Below are 17,136 nucleotides of genomic sequence, written 5' to 3' on the forward strand. Positions count from 1 at the left end.
CGCGTCGAGGGCCGCCGGGTCGAGTCCGTCGGCGGCGGCCGCGGCCAGCGAGGCCGCGACCAGCCCGGCGGTGTGCAGCCGGCCCCGGCAGAACTCCTCCAGGGTGGCGGCGTCGTGGATCCGGCCCGCCCGGCAGGCGGCCTCGGCCCCGCCGGAGTGGGCGTGGCCTCCGGCGGGGAAGCGGCCGTCGGCGAGGACGAGGAGGGCGGCGAGGCTCATCGGTCCGCGCCCATCAGAAGAGGAAATAGCGCTGGGCCATGGGCAGTTCCGTCGCCGGGGCCGGTTCCACCACTTCGCCGTCGATGGTGACGGTGAAGGTGTCGGCGTCCACCTCGACCCTCGGCATGGCGTCGTTACCCCGCATGTCCGCCTTGGTCACCTTGCGGGTGCTTTCGATGGCGACGAACTCCTTGTCGAGTCCGAGCCGTTCGGGCAGTCCGTCGTCGAGGGCGGCCTGCGAGGTGAAGTTGACCGAGTTGAGGCCGGGGGCGCGCCCGTACGCGCCGAACATCGGGCGGGGCAGGACCGGCTGCGGGGTGGGGATGGAGGCGTTGGCGTCGCCCATCTGCGCGTAGGCGATCTGGCCGCCCTTGATGACCAGTTCGGGTTTGACCCCGAAGAAAGCCGGGTTCCACAGCACGAGGTCGGCGAGTTTGCCCGTCTCGACGGAGCCGATCTCGCGGGCGAGGCCCTGGGCCACGGCCGGGTTGATCGTGTACTTGGCGACGTAGCGGCGGGCCCGGTGGTTGTCGGCGGGTCCGTCGCCGGGCAGGAAGCCGCGCCGCTTCTTCATCACGTGGGCGGTCTGCCAGGTGCGCAGCACCACCTCGCCGACGCGGCCCATGGCCTGGGCGTCGGAGGAGGTGATGGAGATCGCTCCGAGGTCGTGCAGGACGTCTTCGGCGGCGATGGTGGAGGGCCGGATCCGGGACTCGGCGAAGGCGAGGTCCTCGGGGACGGCGGGGTTGAGGTGGTGGCAGACCATCAGCATGTCGAGGTGCTCCTCGACCGTGTTGACGGTGTGCGGCCGGGTCGGATTGGTGGAGCTGGGCAGGATGTTGGGCTCGGAGACCACGGTGATGATGTCGGGGGCGTGCCCGCCGCCGGCCCCCTCGGTGTGGTACGAGTGGATGGTCCGTCCGCCGATGGCGGCGAGGGTGTCGGCGACGAACCCGGCCTCGTTGAGGGTGTCGGTGTGGATGGCGGCCTGGGTGCCGGTCTCCTCGCAGACGGTGAGGCAGGCGTCGATGACGGCGGGGGTGGATCCCCAGTCCTCGTGGAGCTTGAAGCCGAGTGCTCCGCCGCGCAGTTGGGAGTACATCCCCTCGCGGGACATGGTGTTGCCCTTGCCGAGCAGGCCGATGTTGACGGGGTGGGCCTCCAGCGCGGCGAACATCCGGGCCAGGTGCCAGGGTCCGGGGGTGACGGTGGTGGCTTTGGTCCCTTCGGCGGGTCCGGTGCCGCCGCCGACGAGGGTGGTGGTGCCGGAGGCGAGGGCTTCCTCGATCACGGTCGGGGAGATGAAGTGCACGTGGGCGTCGATGGCGCCGGCGGTGAGGATCTTCCCGTTGCCCGCGATGATCTCGGTCTCGGGGCCGATGACCAGTGCGCGCTCCACCCCGTCCATCGTGTCGGGGTTGCCCGCCTTGCCGATGCCGCAGATCCGGCCGTCGCGGATGCCGACGTCGGCCTTGACGATGCCCCAGTGGTCGAGGATGACCACTCCGGTGATGACGGTGTCGGCGGCGCCCTCGGCGCGGGTGGTGCGGGCCTGCCCCATGGATTCGCGGATGACCTTGCCGCCGCCGAAGACGGCTTCGTCGCCGGCCCGGCCGGGGCCGCCGCCGAGGTCCCGCTCGATCTCGACGAAGAGGTCGGTGTCGGCGAGGCGGATGCGGTCGCCGGTGGTGGGCCCGAAGAGGTCGGCGTAGACCTGGCGCGAAATCTCAGCCATCGAGCGGCCCTCCGGTCTGGCCGCGCAGCCCGGGCACGGTGCGCAGTCCGCCCAGCGGTACGAGTGCCACGGCGACCGGGATGCCCGGCTCGAAGCGGACCGCGGTGCCGGCGGCGATGTCGAGCCGCTGCCCGTGGGCGGCGGTCCGGTCGAAGTCGAGTCCGGGGTTGGCCTCGGCGAAGTGGTAGTGCGAGCCGACCTGGACGGGGCGGTCGGCGGCGTTGAGCACGGTGATGCGGGTGACGGGCCGGCCTTCATTGAGGTGCACCGGGCCGTCCCCGTAAGTGATTTCGCCGGGGATCACGCCGGTACTCCCCTGTCGACGATCGGGTCGTGGACGGTGACGAGCTTGGTGCCGTCCGGGAAGGTCGCCTCGACCTGGACGTCGTGGATCATCTCGGGTACGCCCTCCATGACCTGTTCGCGGGAGAGCACGGTCCGGCCCGACGCCATGAGCTGGGCCACGGTCCGTCCGTCGCGGGCGCCTTCGAGGATGTGCGCGGTGATCAGCGCGATCGCCTCGGGGTGGTTGAGGAGGACGCCCCGCGTCCTGCGCTTCTCGGCCACGTCCGCGGCCACGTGGATGAGCAGTCTCTCCTGCTCGTGGGGGGTCAGGTGCACAGCAATCACCAAGCTTCCGGGACATCATCGACAACGCGCCGAGCCGACCTTACGCGCCGTCAACACCTTGTTGACCTGCCCATATCCGAGCCAAAAGCGGGTCTTGCCCAACGCGGGGAAAGGCTTTCCGTCCCGCCCACCGCCGCTTTGCCGGCTCATGGGTGATCATTGGCGGAGGGAACGTGGCCGCCACGCTAAGGGCCGCGTTTTTCCGCTGGGTTAACCCGTGTTTCGGGCAGGTACCCGATTCAACTCCGGTCGCCCCTACGCCCGGTTCCGTATACGGAGCCGCCCACGAGGAGTCGCATGTTTCTCAACCCCGTCCGCCACATCACCTTCGATGCGCGGGAGCCCTACGCGCTGGCGCTGTTCTGGTCCGCCGTCACCGGTTTCCCGATCCACGCGGACGATCAGCCGGAAGACGACGAGATCCTGCTGGACCCGGGGCAACCGGGCGTGCCCGGGCTGCTCTTCATCCGGGTCCCGGAAGGAAAGTCGGCGAAGAACCGCGTCCACTTGGACATCCAGCCGACGACCGGGACCCGCGACGAGAACGTCGAGCGGCTCTTCGGGATCGGCGCGAAGCTCTGGTCCGACCAGCGCCGGGAGGACGGCACCGGCTGGGTCACGCTGACCGACCCGGAGGGCAACGAACTGTGCATCGAGCGCAGCGTGTCGGAGCGCGCGGGAGCCTGACCGGGCGCGGCCTCGGGGTTCAACAGCCGGTGCGGGTCCTCGCCGGGGCCCCGACCGCCCAGGGCAGGGCGATCCAGACGGTCTTGCCGCCGTCCTCCGTGGGGCTGACCGAGAGCCGGCCGCCCGCCTCGGCGGTGAGCCAGCGGATGATGACCATGCCCCGGCCGTTGTCCTGCTGGACGGCGGCCGGGAGCCGCTTGGGCCAGCGCGGGTGGCTGTCGGTGACCCCGACGCGGAGCCACTCCTCGCGCTCCAGCCGGATGTCCACGGTGAAGGTGGGCGACTGGCCGAAGGTGTGCTGCACCGCATTGGTGGCGAGTTCCGAGACGATCAGCCGGACGCTATCGGCGGTGTCCGTCCCGTCGGGCAGCCCCCACTCGCTCAGCACCTCCGCGACGTAGCGGCGGGCGGCCGCGACCGAGGCCGGATCGCTCGGCAGAGTGACGGATGCTTCCTGGTGATCTGCCATGGCGACGGTCCCTTTCCCACCGGGGCGGACTCGTCCCGGATCTGTGCTGGACGCCAGAGTGGCACTCATCGTCCCCCGATTTCTGCCGTTCCCTCAAGATATGCATATATCTGTCGCTCAATGCGGTGAACTCTGCTACGGAATAGCGTATTTGGACGGCAGACTGGTGCGACCTGTGCCGGTGAAGAGGAGGCGGTGTGCAACACGGTCCCGCGGTGCGTCGGCGCAAGCTCGGCGAGGAACTGCGCTCCTTGCGCGACCGGTCCGGACTCACCAGTGGTGAGGCGGCCCGGCTGGTCGGATGGCACCAGTCGAAGATCAGCCGCATCGAGACGGGGCGCAGTGGCGTCAAGGTGGCGGACATCCGGCTGCTGCTCGACGTCTACGGAAGCCTCGCGAGCCCGCAGCAGCGCGCCCTGCTCGAAGCCCTCTCCGTCTCGGCGGCCGGCCCCGCCCCGGGAGCCGACACCGGGCGCGGGCGCCAGTGGTGGCACGACTACCGGGGCCTGCTGCCGCAGGAGTACCGGGACTTCATCAGCCTGGAGGCGAGTGCCCGGGCCGCCCGCACCGTCGAGCTCTCGGTGGTGCCGGGCCTGCTGCAGACCCCGGAGTACGCGCGCGCGGTGACCCGTGCGGCGCTGGGCGGGCTGCCGGAGCCGAAGGTCGACGCCCTGGTCGACGTACGGCTGGCGCGCCAGTCCGTACTGCGGGCGGATCCGCCGCTGGAGCTGAGCGCGGTCCTGGACGAGGCGGTGCTGCGGCGGAAGATCGGCGGGCCGAGGGTGATGGCGGAGCAGCTGCGGTGCCTGGTGGAGGTGTCGAGGCTGCCTCATGTACGGCTACAGGTGCTGCCGTTCAGCGTGGGGGGACATCTCGGCCTGACCGGACCGTTCGTCATCTTCTCATTTCCGAACATCGCCGATCTGGATGTGGTGGTACTCGACCACTTGACGAGTAGCCTCTATCTGGAGCGGAAGGAAGACCTTGAGGCGTACAGCGCCGCGTTCCGCACCATTCAGGCGCACGCCCTCCCGCCCCGCGATTCGTCGGATCTGATCAGCGCCCTCGCTGACGACGCGTAAGGAGGCACCCCCCGTGTCCGCAACCCCCTTATCCACCAGCGGACTTCTGAACAGCGCGAGGTGGCTGCGCAGCAGCCGCAGCACCGGAATGAACAATTGCGTGGAAACGGCCGTCCTCGGCGGCGGCCTGCTGGCCGTCCGCGACTCCAAGCGCGCGGACGGCCCGGCCGTGCTCTTCACCGGGCCGGCCTGGGACGGCTTCCTCGTCTCCGTACGAGCGGACCTGACCACGTAGGCACCGGGGGCGGACGTACGGGCGCACGTGCTCCCGTAGCTCCGACTAGCGGTCCGTGGCTCCCGCCGGAGCGGTCCCGAGGATCGTCTCCACCGCCCGGCTGATCTCCTCCCCCGTGAGATCGGCCCGCGCGGTCAGCCGCAGCCGGGAGATGCCGTCCGGCACCGACGGCGGCCGGAAGCACCCCACGGACAGACCTGCCTCGCGGCAGTCGGCGGCCCAGCGCAGTGCCGCCGAAGCCGACGGGGCCCGTACCGACACCACGGCCGCGTCCGGCCGGGCCGCGGTCAGGCCGGACGCGGTGAGCCGTCCGTACAGCTCGGCGGCCACCTCCCGGGCACGTCCCGCCCGCTGCGGCTCCCGCTCCAGCAGGCGCAGGGCGGCGAGCGCGGCGCCCGTCGCGGCCGGAGCGAGCCCCGTGTCGAAGATGAAGGTCCGGGCCGCGTTGACCAGGTGCCGGATCACCTTGGCCGGGCCGAGCACGGCGCCGCCCTGGCTGCCCAGGGACTTCGAGAGGGTCATCGTCGCCACCACCCCGGGCGCGCCCGCGAGCCCGGCGGCGTACAGCGCGCCGCGACCGCCCTCACCGAGCACACCGAGTCCGTGCGCGTCGTCCACGAGCAGGGCCGCGCCCTCGGCCCGGCAGGCCTCGGCATGGCGGGCGAGCGGAGCGGCGTCCCCGTCGACGGAGAACACCGAGTCGGTGACCAGCAGGGCCCGCCCGCCGTGCGCGGCGAGCGTCTTGCGCGCGGCGTCCGGGTCGCAGTGCGGGACGACGGCGGTCTCGGCGCGGGAGAGCCGGCACCCGTCCACGATCGAGGCGTGGTTCCCGGCGTCCGAGACGACCAGGGTGCCCCGGTCGCTGAGCGCGGTGACGGCGGCCAGGTTGGCCGCGTAGCCGGAGGAGAGCACCAGCGCCGCCTCGAACCCGCAGAAGGCGGCGAGCTCGCGCTCCAGCTCGGCGTGCAGTTCGGTCGTGCCGGTGACCAGGCGGGATCCGGTGGCTCCGGCGCCCCAGCGCTCGGCCGCCTCACGTGCGCCCCGTACCGTCTCGGGGTGCCGGGACAGCCCGAGGTAGTCGTTGCTCGCGAGGTCCAGGAGCGGCGAGGAGGCCGGGCGCGGACGCAGGGTCCGGACGAGTCCGGCCTGCTCCCGGGCCCGCTCCGCGTCGTCGATCCAGGCGAAGACGTCCACGGGGTCGGGCGTGTGCTGGGGCATCGGCGGTCCTCGTGTTTTGTCGGCAGTCCACAGACCTGACCGACCCTAACCGTCGTGACTTGAGCGCCAGGTGTGGCGATACACACACTCTCTTCCGGCCATGTTGTTGGATCTCTCCTTGGCCGGGAGTGGTGGTGTGGTCCAGGATCGGCGTCATGGACCTGCTGAACACCCTCGTGGACAAGGGGCTGCGGCGTGAGCTGCCGACCCGCGAAGAAGCACTCGCCGTGCTGGCGACGTCTGACGACGAACTGCTCGACGTGGTGGCCGCGGCCGGCAAGGTGCGCCGCCAGTGGTTCGGGCGCCGGGTCAAGCTGAACTACCTCGTCAACCTGAAGTCGGGGCTCTGCCCCGAGGACTGCTCGTACTGCTCCCAGCGGCTGGGATCGAAGGCCGAGATCCTCAAGTACACGTGGCTGAAACCCGAAGAGGCCTCCCAGGCCGCGGCCGCGGGCGTGGCCGGCGGGGCGAAGCGGGTCTGCCTGGTGGCGAGCGGGCGCGGCCCGACCGACCGCGACGTGGACCGCGTCGGCAAGACCATCGAGGCCATCAAGGAGCAGAACGAGGGCATCGAGGTCTGCGCCTGCCTCGGTCTGCTCTCGGACGGGCAGGCGGAGCGCCTGAAGGACGCGGGCGCGGACGCCTACAACCACAACCTCAACACCTCCGAGGCCACCTACGGCCAGATCACCAAGACCCACACCTACGCGGACCGGGTCGACACGGTGCAGAAGGCGCACGCCGCCGGCCTGTCCGCCTGCTCCGGTCTGATCGCGGGCATGGGCGAGAGCGACGAGGACCTCGTCGACGTCGTCTACTCGCTGCGCGAGCTGGACCCGGACTCGGTGCCGGTCAACTTCCTGATCCCCTTCGAGGGCACCCCGCTGGCCAAGGAGTGGAACCTCACCCCCCAGCGCGCCCTGCGGATCCTGGCGATGGTCCGCTTCGTCTGCCCCGACGTCGAGGTCCGCCTCGCGGGCGGGCGCGAGGTCCACCTGCGCACCATGCAGCCCCTCGCCCTGCACCTGGTCAACTCGATCTTCCTCGGCGACTACCTGACCAGCGAGGGCCAGGCCGGGCAAGCCGACCTCGACATGATCGCGGACGCCGGTTTCGAGGTGGAGGGCGCCGGTACGTCGACCCTCCCCGCGCACCGCTCCGAGCTCGCGGAGGTCCAGGGCGGCTGCGGCTCGCACGGCGCCGGAGCGTCGGTCTGCGGCTCCTCCGCCCCGGCGGACGAGGCCGGCTGCGGTTCGGCGTGCGGCGGCTGCTCGGGCCACGCCGGGCACGAGGCCCCCGTACCGGCCCAGGCCGAGGCGGGCGAGGTCCGCTCCGGACTGGTGGCGGTGCGCCGACGCGGCGCGGGGACGGATCTCGCCCCCAATGCCTGATCAGCACCGCTCCTACGATCCGCTGCCGGCCGCCGAACTGCTCGCGCTGGACCGGCAGCACGTCTGGCACCCGTACGGTCCGATGCCCGGACGGCAGGAGCCGCTCGTCGTCTCCTGCGCCTCGGGCGTCCGGCTACGGCTGGCCGAACCGGCGCAGGGCCACGACGAGCTGGTCGACGGCATGTCCTCCTGGTGGTCGGCGATTCACGGGTACAACCACCCGGTGCTGAACGAGGCGGTGACCGGCCAGCTCGGCCGCATGTCGCACGTGATGTTCGGCGGGCTCACCCACGAGCCCGCCGTCCGGCTGGCCGCGAAGCTCGTCGAGATCACCCCGCCCGGCCTGGAACACGTGTTCCTCGCCGACTCGGGCTCGGTCTCCGTCGAGGTCGCGGTGAAGATGTGCCTCCAGTACTGGCGCTCCGTGGGACGACCCGCGAAGTCCCGCCTGCTCACCTGGCGGGGCGGCTACCACGGGGACACCTGGCAGCCCATGGCCGTCTGCGACCCCGAGGGCGGCATGCACGAGCTGTGGTCGGGCATCCTCCCGCGCCAGCTCTTCGCGGACGCCCCGCCGAGCGGGTTCGGCGCACCGGTGGACCCCGCGTACGTCGCCCACCTGCGCTCCCTGGTCTCGGCGCACGCGGACGAACTGGCCGCGGTGATCGTGGAACCGGTGGTCCAGGGCGCCGGCGGCATGCGCTTCCACAACCCCGGCTACCTCCGGGTCCTGCGCGAGCTGTGCGACGAGTTCGGCGTCCTCCTGATCCTGGACGAGATCGCGACGGGCTTCGGCCGCACGGGCGCGCTGTTCGCGGCCGATCACGCGGGGATCACCCCGGACGTGATGTGCCTGGGCAAATCGCTGACCGGCGGATACCTCACCCTCGCCGCCACCCTGTGCACGGAGCGGGTGGCGGACGGGATCTCCCGGGGCGAGGTCCCCGTACTGGCCCACGGGCCGACCTTCATGGGCAACCCGCTCGCCACGGCGGTCGCGCTGGCCTCCATCGACCTGCTCCTCGGCCAGGACTGGCCGCTCGAGATCAAGCGGATCGAGGCGGGCCTGAGCGAGGGGCTGGCCCCGGCGGCCTCGGTCCCGGGGGTCAAGGACGTCCGCGTGCTGGGCGCGATCGGCGTGGTCCAGCTCGACCACGAGGTCGACGTGGCGCGCGCCACCCGCGCGGCGGTCCGGGAGGGCGTCTGGCTGCGCCCGTTCCGGGACCTGATCTACACGATGCCGCCGTTCGTCACGGGCGACGCCGACGTGGCCCGCATCTGCCGCGGTGTCATCGCGGCCGCGAAGGAGGCCTGAAGTGCCCGGTAGTGACACGGCCGATCGCCCCGTACGCGAAGCGGGCCGGCCCGCCGGCTCGATCCTCGTGGTCTCGGGCACCGGCACCGAGATCGGCAAGACGGTCGTCACCTCGGCCGTCGCGGCGGCGGCGCTCGCCGCGGGCCGCTCGGTGGCCGTCCTCAAGCCGGCCCAGACGGGCGTGGGCCCGGACGAACACGGCGACGCGGCGGAGGTCGCCCGCCTGGCCGGACCCGTCACCACCGCCGAACTGGTCCGCTACCCGGAGCCGCTGGCCCCGGACCGGGCGGCCCGCCGCGCGGGCCTCCCCACGGTCTCCCCCGCCGAGATCGCCGAGGCGGCGCGCCGCCTCGCCCTGACCCACGATCTGGTCCTGGTCGAGGGCGCGGGCGGTCTCCTGGTCCGCTTCGACGAGGCGGGCAACACCCTGGCGGACGCGGCCCGGCTCCTGGACGCCCCGACCCTGGTCGTGGCCCCGGCGGGCCTCGGCACTCTCAACAACACGGCCCTCACCGCCGAAGCCCTCCGGGCCCGGGGCCTCGCCGCCCTGGGCGTGGTCATCGGCAGCTGGCCCGCCGACCCCGACCTGGCGGCCCGCTGCAACCTGGCCGACCTTCCGTCGGTCTCGGACCTGCCCCTGCTGGGCGCGGTCCCGGAGCGGGCTGCGGCGCTGGATCCCGCGGCCTTCCGCGCGGCGGCCACCGCCTGGCTGGCGCCGGTCCTCCACGGCACCTGGTCGGAGCCGTCCTTCCTCAGAGCCTGGCCCGCCTGACGGGGCGGGTCGGCGGGCCGGTCGGCTGGTGGCCGGTCGGCTGGTGGCCGGTGGGCCGGTCGGCTGGTGGGCCGGTCGGTGGGCGGCCCCGGACGGCGTAGCGCCGCCGGGTCATCCGTTCAGCGGCTTGACCCATCGGGTCCAGTGATCCTCCGGGTGGTAGCCCCCGGCCTCCCACGCCCGCTGCCCGCGCTCGTTGCGGTTCAGTACCATCGCGTCCGCCCGCCGGCCGCCGAACGCAGCGAACCGTTCCTCCGCCGCGGCCAGCAGCGCCGACCCGATGCCCTGACGGCGGTGGCCGGGGTGCACCGCGAGCCGGTAGAGGTGGCAGCGCCACCCGTCGAACCCCGCTATGACCGTGCCGACCAGTTCGCCGTCGCGGCGCGCGAGGAGCAGCGACTGCGGATCGCGGGCGTGGAGGCGCTCGACGCCGTCCAGGTCATCGCTGATACTCGTGCCCTCGGCGGCGGCCTTCCAGAAGTCGAGGACGGCGGCGAGATCGGCCGCCGTTGCGGGTTCGATGCAAAGATCGTTCATGTGCGGATCCCATCACGACCGAAGAGGTCCGCCAAAAGAATGATCCGATCGCTTTGCCTTTCCTTTACTCTGTGAACAGCAGTTCCTCTCCGATCTGAAACGAAAGGTGTGAGCGTCCGCCCATGGGCGAGCCTCCCGGTCCCCTCCACTTCCCCGCGCGACACCGCGCGATGGCACCCCTCCCGTCTGATCATGGGATGGAGGTGAACGACCGATGACCGAAGTGCTCCTGCTCCTCGTGGCGCTGCTGCTCTGCCTTGCCTGCGGAGTCTTCGTCGCGGCCGAGTTCTCGCTGACCACCGTCGAGCGCAGCGAGCTGGAGCGGGCCGTCGAGCGCGGCGAGCGCGGCGCCGACAGCGCACTGGCCGCCGTCCGCAGCCTGACCTTTCAGCTCTCCGGCGCCCAGCTCGGCATCACCGTGACCGGCCTGGTCATCGGCATGATCTCCAAACCTTCGATCGCCGCCCTGCTCAGGGGCCCCTTCGAGGCCATGGGGCTGTCCGCCGGGGCCGCGTCCTCCACCGCCCTGGCCCTCGGCACCGTGCTGTCGACCGTCGTCCTGATGGTCGTCGGCGAACTGGTGCCCAAGAACTGGGCGATCTCCTCGCCGCTGGCCATCGCCAAGCGCGTCGCCACCCTGCAGCGGGTCTTCTCCCGGACCTTCAAACCCCTGATCAGCCATCTCAACACCACCGCGAACCACATGGTCCGCCGGTTCGGTCTGGAGCCCGCCGACGAGCTCGCCTCGGCGCGCACCCCGCAGGAGCTGGTGGCCCTGGCCCGGCACTCGGCGAGGGCGGGCGCCCTGGAGAAGGACACGGCCGAGCTGTTCGTGCGGACCCTGAACCTGGCCGACCTCACCGCGGAGAACGTCATGACCCCGCGCGTCCAGGTCACGGCCCTCGACGTGCAGACCACCGCCGAGGACGTCGCGAACGCGACGCTCGCCACCGGCCTGTCCCGCTTCCCCGTCTACCGGGGCAGCCTCGACACCGTCGTCGGCACCGTCCACATCAAGGACGTACTGGCGCTGCCCGCCGAGGAGCGGCACCGCCATCCTGTGTCGCAGCTGCTGCGCGAGCCCCTGCTCGTACCGGAGTCGCTGACGGTGGACCGGCTGCTGGACCGGCTGTCCGGCAAGCAGACGATGGCCGTGGTCATCGACGAGTACGGCGGCACGGCCGGCGTGGTCACGCTGGAGGACATCGTCGAGGAGGTCGTCGGCGAGGTCCGCGACGAGCACGACCCGCACGAGACCTCCGATCTGGACTCGGCCGGCGAGGACGCCTCCGGGCGCGCGCTGTACTCCGCGGACGGGTCCGCCCGCACCGACCAGCTCCAGCGGATCGGCCTGCGCGTGCCGGACGGCCCGTACGAGACCCTGGCCGGTCTGATAGCGACCGAACTGGGACGGATCCCGGTGGTCGGCGACAGCCTGGAATTGGACGGCTGGCGCCTGGACGTGGTGGACGCCAGCGGGCGTCGGGCGGCGCGGGTGCTCTTGCACGTGCCGGCCGATCCCACCACGCGTGACAACGGCGGGGAGGAGGAGCGATGACCGCCGTCCAGTTGCTGATCGGCCTGGCGACCCTGGTCGTCAACGCCTTCTTCGTCGGCGCGGAGTTCGCGCTGATCTCGGTCCGGCGCAGCCAGATCGATCCCTACGCCGAGCAGGGCGACCGGCGCGCCAGGGCGGTGCTGTGGGCCCTGGAGCACCTGTCCGCGCTGATGGCGGCGGCCCAGCTGGGCATCACGCTGTGCACCCTGGTGCTGGGTGTGGTGGCCGAGCCGGCCATCGCCCACCTGCTGACCCCGGCGTTCGACTTCTTCGGGGTGCCGCCCGGCCTGACGCACGCGATCTCCTTCGTGGTGGCGCTGGCGCTGGCCACGTACCTGCACATGCTCTTCGGCGAGATGCTGCCGAAGAACGTGGCGCTGGCCGAGCCGGTGCGGACCGCGCTGCTGCTGGGCCCGCCGCTGGTGGCCCTGACCCGGGCCCTGAAGCCGGTGATCTTCGCGATCAACGCCTTCGCCAACGCCCTGCTGCGCCTGCTGCGGGTGGACGTGAAGAGCGAGGTCACGGCGACCTTCTCGGACGACGAGCTGGCCCGCATCGTCAGGGACTCCAGTGAGGCGGGGCTCATCGACGACCGGGCGAGCGAGCGGCTGTACGACGCCCTGGAGCTCGGGCGCCGGCCGGTCACCGATGTGGTGCTGCCCGCGGACCGGGTGGTTCCGGCCCGCGAGGGCATCACTCCGGCCGGGCTGGAGCGGTTGTCGGCGGAGTCGGGCTACTCCCGCTTCCCGATGATCGACTCGCAGCACCGGATCCTGGGGTACCTGCACGTCAAGGACGCGCTGGACGCGGCCGAGCGCGACGAGCCGTTCCCGGTCTCGGCGCTGCGGCCGATCGCCCAGGTGCGGGCGGAGACCCCGCTGGACGACGTGCTGACCGCGATGCGGCGCAGCCGTACGCACCTGGCGGCGGTCCTCGGGACCGACGGCGCGATGACGGGCCTGGTCACGATGGAGGACGTGCTGCGGGAGCTGTTCGGCCGACCGGCCTCGGCATAGTCCGCTCCGCCGTCGCGCTGCCCCGGTCCCGCCTGCGCGACCGGGGTACCGCGCGGTAACATCGCTCCGCCATGGAGATGAATGCCTCTTACACCAGTCTTGTCGCGGTCGGCGACTCCTTCACCGAGGGCATGTCCGACCTGCTCCCCGACGGCTCCTACCGGGGCTGGGCCGATCTGCTGGCCGCCCGCCTCGCGGCGCGCGAGCCCGGCTTCCGCTACGCGAACCTCGCGGTCCGCGGCAAGCTCATCGGCCAGATCGCCGAAGAACAGGCACCGGTGGCCGCCGCGATGGGCGCCGACGTGGTGACCCTCGTCGGCGGACTGAACGACACCCTGCGGCCCAAGGTCGACATGGGCCGGGTGCGCGGGCACCTGGAGGAGGCCGTCGGCCTGCTGGCGCCCTCCTGCGGGACGCTGGTGCTGATGCGTTCACCGGGCCGCAACGGGCCCGTGATGGAACGGTTCCGCCCCCGTATGGAGGAGCTCTTCGTCATCATCGAGGAGCTCGCCGCACGGCACGGTGCCCTCGTGGTGGACCTGTACGGGGCCTCCGTGCTCGGGGACCCCCGGATGTGGGACGTGGACCGGCTGCACCTGACGGCCGAGGGCCACCGCAGGGTGGCGGAAGCGGTATGGCAGTCGCTGGGCCTGCCGCCCGAGACCGACTGGCGCACCGAACTGCCTCCCTCGGTTCCGCCGGGCTGGGCCGCGCGCCGCTCGCAGGACCTCAGCTTCGCGCGGCAGCACCTGCTCCCGTGGGTCGGCCGCCGCCTGACGGGCCGCTCCAGCGGGGACGGCCTCCCGGCCAAGCGCCCGGAGCTGCTGGCGTACGAGGACCGGCGGGGCGAGCGGCTCCCCTGAGGGCCGAGGGCGGCACGTGACGCCGCTCTCGTAGCAAGGCACAATCCGGGGCGGGGCCCCTACCTGCGTAAACGCACAGCCGCGGCCCAAGTAGAATCCCTACACGTGACTGCCAAGCCCCGCATCCCCAATGTCCTGGCCGGCCGCTACGCCTCCGCGGAGCTCGCCGTCCTGTGGTCCCCCGAGTACAAGGTGACGCTGGAGCGGCGGCTGTGGCTCGCCGTGCTCCGCGCCCAGAAAGACCTCGGTATCGAGGTCCCGGACGAGGCCATCGCCGATTACGAGCGCGTCCTTGAGACCGTCGACCTCGCCTCCATCGCGGAGCGCGAGAAGGTCACCCGGCACGACGTCAAGGCCCGCATCGAGGAGTTCAACGCCCTCGCCGGCCACGAGCACGTCCACAAGGGCATGACCTCCCGCGACCTCACCGAGAACGTCGAGCAGCTCCAGATCCGGCTCTCGCTGGAACTGGCCCGTGACCGCACGGTCGCCGTCCTCGCCCGCCTGGGCAAGCTGGCCGGCGAGCACGCCGAGCTGGTCATGGCGGGCCGCTCACACAACGTCGCCGCGCAAGCGACCACCCTGGGCAAGCGCTTCGCCACCGCGGCCGACGAACTGCTCGTCGCGTACGGGCGCCTCGAGGACCTGCTGGGCCGCTACCCGCTGCGCGGCATCAAGGGCCCCGTCGGCACCGCGCAGGACATGCTCGACCTGCTGGGCGGCGATGCCTCGAAGCTCGCCGACCTGGAGCAGCGCATCGCCTCCCACCTCGGCTTCGGCCAGGCCTTCACCTCGGTGGGCCAGGTCTACCCGCGCTCGTTGGACTACGACGTGGTCACCGCCCTCGTGCAGCTGGCCGCCGCCCCGTCCTCGATCGCCAAGACGATCCGGCTGATGGCCGGCCACGAGCTGGTCACCGAGGGCTTCAAGCCCGGCCAGGTCGGCTCCTCCGCGATGCCGCACAAGATGAACACCCGCTCCTGCGAGCGCGTGAACGGCCTGATGGTCATCCTGCGCGGCTACGCCTCGATGACCGGCGAGCTCGCCGGTGACCAGTGGAACGAGGGCGACGTCTCCTGCTCCGTGGTCCGCCGGGTCGCCCTGCCCGACGCGTTCTTCGCGCTCGACGGCCTCATGGAGACCTTCCTGACGGTCCTCGACGAGTTCGGCGCCTTCCCCGCCGTCGTGGCCCGAGAGCTGGACCGCTACCTCCCCTTCCTGGCCACCACCAAGGTCCTGATGGGCGCGGTGCGGGCCGGGGTCGGCCGCGAGGCCGCCCACGAGGTCATCAAGGAGCACGCGGTGGCCTCCGCCCTCGCCATGCGCGAGCAGGGCGCCGAACGCAACGAGCTGCTCGACAAGCTGGCGGCCGACGAGCGGATGCCGCTGGACCGGGCGCAGCTCGACGCCCTGATGGCCGACAAGCTGTCCTTCACCGGCGCGGCGGGCGACCAGGTCGCCGTGGTGGTCTCCCGCATCGAGGAGATCACCAAGGCGCATCCGGAGGCCGCCGGATACACCCCCGGGTCGATCCTCTGACCCCCGACGAGCTGAACGCCGCCCGCGACCGCGTCCTCCCGGACGTGGTCGCGGGCGGTCTTCGTGTGCTCTTTTGCGGGATCAACCCCGGGCTGCTCTCCGCCGCGACGGGCCACCACTTCGCCCGCCCCGGCAACCGGTTCTGGCCGGTCCTGCACCTGTCGGGTTTCACCCCGCGCCGCCTGGCCCCGGCGGAGCAGGAGGAACTGCTGACCTACCGCCTCGGCATCACCAACGTGGTGGCCCGTGCCACCGCGCGGGCCGACGAACTGAGCGCCGAGGAGTTCCGCGAGGGCGGCCGCGTCCTGACGGCCAAGGTCGAGCTGCTGCGCCCCCAGTGGCTGGCCGTGGTCGGCGTCACCGCCTACCGCACCGCCTTCGGCGAGCGGAAGGCCCAGATCGGCCCCCAGGAACGCACCATCGGCTCCACCCGCATCTGGGCCCTCCCCAACCCCAGCGGCCTCAACGCCCATTGGACCGCCGAGTCCATGTCCCTCGAATACGCCCGCCTCCGCGCGGCCGCCGACGCCTAGCTAGCTGGTGCGGGGACCGCGAGCGGGGAGCTCATCTCGCGAGTGGGGTGGGGCGGGCCTACGCTTGGTCTTGTTGCCTGGGTCCTCGGACGACAGGAGACCGCTGTGAAGTCGACCCGCATGCGGCTGCCCCGGATGTGCGCGGCCGTGGCCGCCGCAGGTGTGCTCATCGCTCCGGCGGTCGCAGGTTCCGCGTACGGGGCGAGCGCTCCGGCGCTCACCGCTCCCGCCGGCCCCTCCCCGGACGCCGACTCGGACTTCCCGCAACTGACGCCGGCCGTCGCGGCGCGACTGGACACGGCCGTCCGCCAGGTCATGAGCGAGGCGCGGGTACCGGGAGTGACGGTGGGCCTGTGGGCACCCGGCAAGGGTAGCTACGTGAAGAGCTTCGGCGTGGCGGACAAGGCGACCGGCGCGCCCATGAAGCCCGATCTTCACGTGCGCATCGGCAGCGAGACCAAGACGTTCACCGTCACCGCCCTCCTCCAACTGGTCGACCAGGGAAAGCTCAGCCTGGACGATCCCATCGGCAAGTACATCGCCGATGTCCCGAACGGGGACCGCATCACCCTGCGCGAACTGGCCGGCATGCGCAGCGGGCTCTTCAACTACAGCCTGGACCCGGACTTCATCAAGAAGTTCCAAGCCGATCCGGAACAGTCCTTCACACCGAAGCAGTTGCTCGACTACTCCTTCGAGAACCCCGTGCAGTTCCAGCCGGGCGCGCAGTTCGACTACTCCAACACCAACCTGATCCTGCTCGGCCTGGTGGTGGAGAAGATCACCGGCCGCCCGATCCACGAGGTCATCGAGCAGGACGTCGTGAAGCCGGCCGGACTGCACCGCACCGTCTTCCCCACGAGTGCCGCGATGCCGGATCCCCACGCGCAGGGCTACACGAACCAGACGGCCTCGGGCAAGACCGAGAACTCGACCGACTGGAACCCCTCCTGGGCGTGGGCCGCCGGAGAGATGGTCTCCGACCTGCAGGACCTCCGCAGTTGGGCACACACCCTCGCCACCGGCACCCTCCTGACACCCGCGACCCAGTCCGAGCGCCTGAAGACGACCCCGATGAACGTTCCCGGTGACGGCTACGGGCTCGGCATCTTCAACGTCCAGGGCTGGATCGGCCACAACGGCTCCATCCCGGGCTACGAAGTCCTCCCCGTCTACCTGCCCGAGGCGCGGGCCACGATGGTCATCGTCCTCAATACCGACAGCCAGAGCGAAGGCCAGGAGCCCAGCACGCTCTTCGGCGAGGCGGTCACCCAGATCGTGACCCCCGACCACGTGTACCCCGGACACAAGCCGTTGGCCCCGAAGCCCAGCTGACA

Annotated in this window: 18 protein-coding genes and 1 pseudogene; 12 read left to right on the forward strand and 7 right to left on the reverse strand. The window is 71.7% G+C overall.

Features of this window, described 5'->3' with window-relative positions; translation table 11 throughout:
* The 4 genes and pseudogenes from J7E97_RS17400 to J7E97_RS17415 all read right to left on the reverse strand — a co-directional run.
* Positions 1 to 219, reverse strand: a pseudogene (locus tag J7E97_RS17400) (urease accessory protein UreF); the annotation flags it as partial.
* 13 nt (positions 220 to 232) lie between these two features.
* Positions 233 to 1,954 carry an urease subunit alpha gene (locus tag J7E97_RS17405; protein WP_215028072.1) on the reverse strand — a complete coding sequence of 574 codons (1,722 nt, stop codon included), beginning with the start codon at positions 1,952 to 1,954 and terminating at the stop codon, positions 233 to 235.
* Positions 1,947 to 2,258, reverse strand: a complete 312-nt coding sequence (locus J7E97_RS17410) for an urease subunit beta (protein ID WP_215028073.1) — start codon at positions 2,256 to 2,258, stop codon at positions 1,947 to 1,949. The genes J7E97_RS17405 and J7E97_RS17410 overlap by 8 nt, the downstream gene beginning before the upstream one ends.
* Complete coding sequence (locus J7E97_RS17415) at positions 2,255 to 2,575, reverse strand: urease subunit gamma (RefSeq protein ID WP_215028074.1); 321 nt, start codon at positions 2,573 to 2,575, stop codon at positions 2,255 to 2,257. The genes J7E97_RS17410 and J7E97_RS17415 overlap by 4 nt, the downstream gene beginning before the upstream one ends.
* Before the next feature lie 306 nt (positions 2,576 to 2,881).
* Between J7E97_RS17415 and J7E97_RS17420 the strand changes: the two genes are divergently transcribed.
* Positions 2,882 to 3,271, forward strand: coding sequence for a VOC family protein (locus J7E97_RS17420; protein ID WP_215028075.1), 390 nt, complete (start codon positions 2,882 to 2,884; stop codon positions 3,269 to 3,271).
* A gap of 19 nt (positions 3,272 to 3,290) precedes the next feature.
* Here the strand turns inward: J7E97_RS17420 and J7E97_RS17425 are convergent, their stop codons facing one another.
* The gene (locus J7E97_RS17425) at positions 3,291 to 3,740 is read right to left on the reverse strand and encodes an ATP-binding protein (protein WP_215028076.1); all 450 of its coding nucleotides are present in this window, start codon (positions 3,738 to 3,740) and stop codon (positions 3,291 to 3,293) included.
* A 197-nt stretch (positions 3,741 to 3,937) separates the two neighbouring features.
* Here J7E97_RS17425 and J7E97_RS17430 point away from each other — a divergent pair, with 197 nt between their 5' ends.
* The gene (locus J7E97_RS17430; RefSeq protein ID WP_215028077.1) at positions 3,938 to 4,822 is read left to right on the forward strand and encodes a helix-turn-helix transcriptional regulator; all 885 of its coding nucleotides are present in this window, start codon (positions 3,938 to 3,940) and stop codon (positions 4,820 to 4,822) included.
* A gap of 13 nt (positions 4,823 to 4,835) precedes the next feature.
* Positions 4,836 to 5,057, forward strand: a complete 222-nt coding sequence (locus J7E97_RS17435; RefSeq protein ID WP_215028079.1) for a DUF397 domain-containing protein — start codon at positions 4,836 to 4,838, stop codon at positions 5,055 to 5,057.
* A 45-nt stretch (positions 5,058 to 5,102) separates the two neighbouring features.
* Here J7E97_RS17435 and J7E97_RS17440 read toward each other — a convergent pair whose 3' ends face one another.
* The gene (locus J7E97_RS17440) at positions 5,103 to 6,275 is read right to left on the reverse strand and encodes an 8-amino-7-oxononanoate synthase (protein WP_215028080.1); all 1,173 of its coding nucleotides are present in this window, start codon (positions 6,273 to 6,275) and stop codon (positions 5,103 to 5,105) included.
* Positions 6,276 to 6,430: 155 nt separating this feature from the next.
* Here J7E97_RS17440 and bioB point away from each other — a divergent pair, with 155 nt between their 5' ends.
* Genes bioB through bioD form a run of 3 tightly spaced genes read left to right on the forward strand, consistent with a single transcriptional unit; the run spans position 6,431 to position 9,753 of the window.
* The gene (bioB, locus tag J7E97_RS17445) at positions 6,431 to 7,666 is read left to right on the forward strand and encodes a biotin synthase BioB (protein ID WP_215028083.1); all 1,236 of its coding nucleotides are present in this window, start codon (positions 6,431 to 6,433) and stop codon (positions 7,664 to 7,666) included.
* Positions 7,659 to 8,981 carry an adenosylmethionine--8-amino-7-oxononanoate transaminase gene (locus J7E97_RS17450; RefSeq protein ID WP_215028085.1) on the forward strand — a complete coding sequence of 441 codons (1,323 nt, stop codon included), beginning with the start codon at positions 7,659 to 7,661 and terminating at the stop codon, positions 8,979 to 8,981. The genes bioB and J7E97_RS17450 overlap by 8 nt, the downstream gene beginning before the upstream one ends.
* A 1-nt stretch (position 8,982) precedes the next feature.
* Positions 8,983 to 9,753, forward strand: a complete 771-nt coding sequence (gene bioD / locus J7E97_RS17455) for a dethiobiotin synthase (protein WP_308346554.1) — start codon at positions 8,983 to 8,985, stop codon at positions 9,751 to 9,753.
* A 111-nt stretch (positions 9,754 to 9,864) separates the two neighbouring features.
* On the opposite strand, the gene J7E97_RS17460 is transcribed toward bioD, so the two are convergent.
* A complete protein-coding gene (locus tag J7E97_RS17460) occupies positions 9,865 to 10,290 on the reverse strand; it encodes a GNAT family N-acetyltransferase (protein WP_215028087.1) in 426 nt (141 codons plus the stop codon).
* Positions 10,291 to 10,504: 214 nt separating this feature from the next.
* On the opposite strand from J7E97_RS17460, the gene J7E97_RS17465 reads away from it, so the two are divergent.
* The 6 genes from J7E97_RS17465 (at position 10,505) to J7E97_RS17490 (ending at position 17,134) form a co-directional block, all read left to right on the forward strand.
* Entirely contained in the window at positions 10,505 to 11,848 is a 1,344-nt protein-coding gene (locus J7E97_RS17465) for a hemolysin family protein (RefSeq protein WP_215028089.1), read from the forward strand.
* Positions 11,845 to 12,864 carry a hemolysin family protein gene (locus J7E97_RS17470; RefSeq protein WP_215028091.1) on the forward strand — a complete coding sequence of 340 codons (1,020 nt, stop codon included), beginning with the start codon at positions 11,845 to 11,847 and terminating at the stop codon, positions 12,862 to 12,864. Before J7E97_RS17465 ends, J7E97_RS17470 begins: the two co-directional genes overlap by 4 nt.
* Before the next feature lie 71 nt (positions 12,865 to 12,935).
* Positions 12,936 to 13,727, forward strand: coding sequence for an SGNH/GDSL hydrolase family protein (locus J7E97_RS17475; RefSeq protein ID WP_215028093.1), 792 nt, complete (start codon positions 12,936 to 12,938; stop codon positions 13,725 to 13,727).
* A gap of 105 nt (positions 13,728 to 13,832) precedes the next feature.
* Entirely contained in the window at positions 13,833 to 15,266 is a 1,434-nt protein-coding gene (purB, locus tag J7E97_RS17480; RefSeq protein ID WP_215028095.1) for an adenylosuccinate lyase, read from the forward strand.
* Positions 15,263 to 15,799, forward strand: coding sequence for a G/U mismatch-specific DNA glycosylase (gene mug, locus J7E97_RS17485; RefSeq protein WP_215028125.1), 537 nt, complete (start codon positions 15,263 to 15,265; stop codon positions 15,797 to 15,799). Before purB ends, mug begins: the two co-directional genes overlap by 4 nt.
* Before the next feature lie 105 nt (positions 15,800 to 15,904).
* Entirely contained in the window at positions 15,905 to 17,134 is a 1,230-nt protein-coding gene (locus J7E97_RS17490) for a serine hydrolase domain-containing protein (RefSeq protein WP_374224171.1), read from the forward strand.
* Positions 17,135 to 17,136: the final 2 nt, after the last annotated feature.

Origin of the sequence: Streptomyces sp. ISL-66 (assembly GCF_018614135.1) — a bacterium.
Classification (GTDB): domain Bacteria; phylum Actinomycetota; class Actinomycetes; order Streptomycetales; family Streptomycetaceae; genus Streptomyces.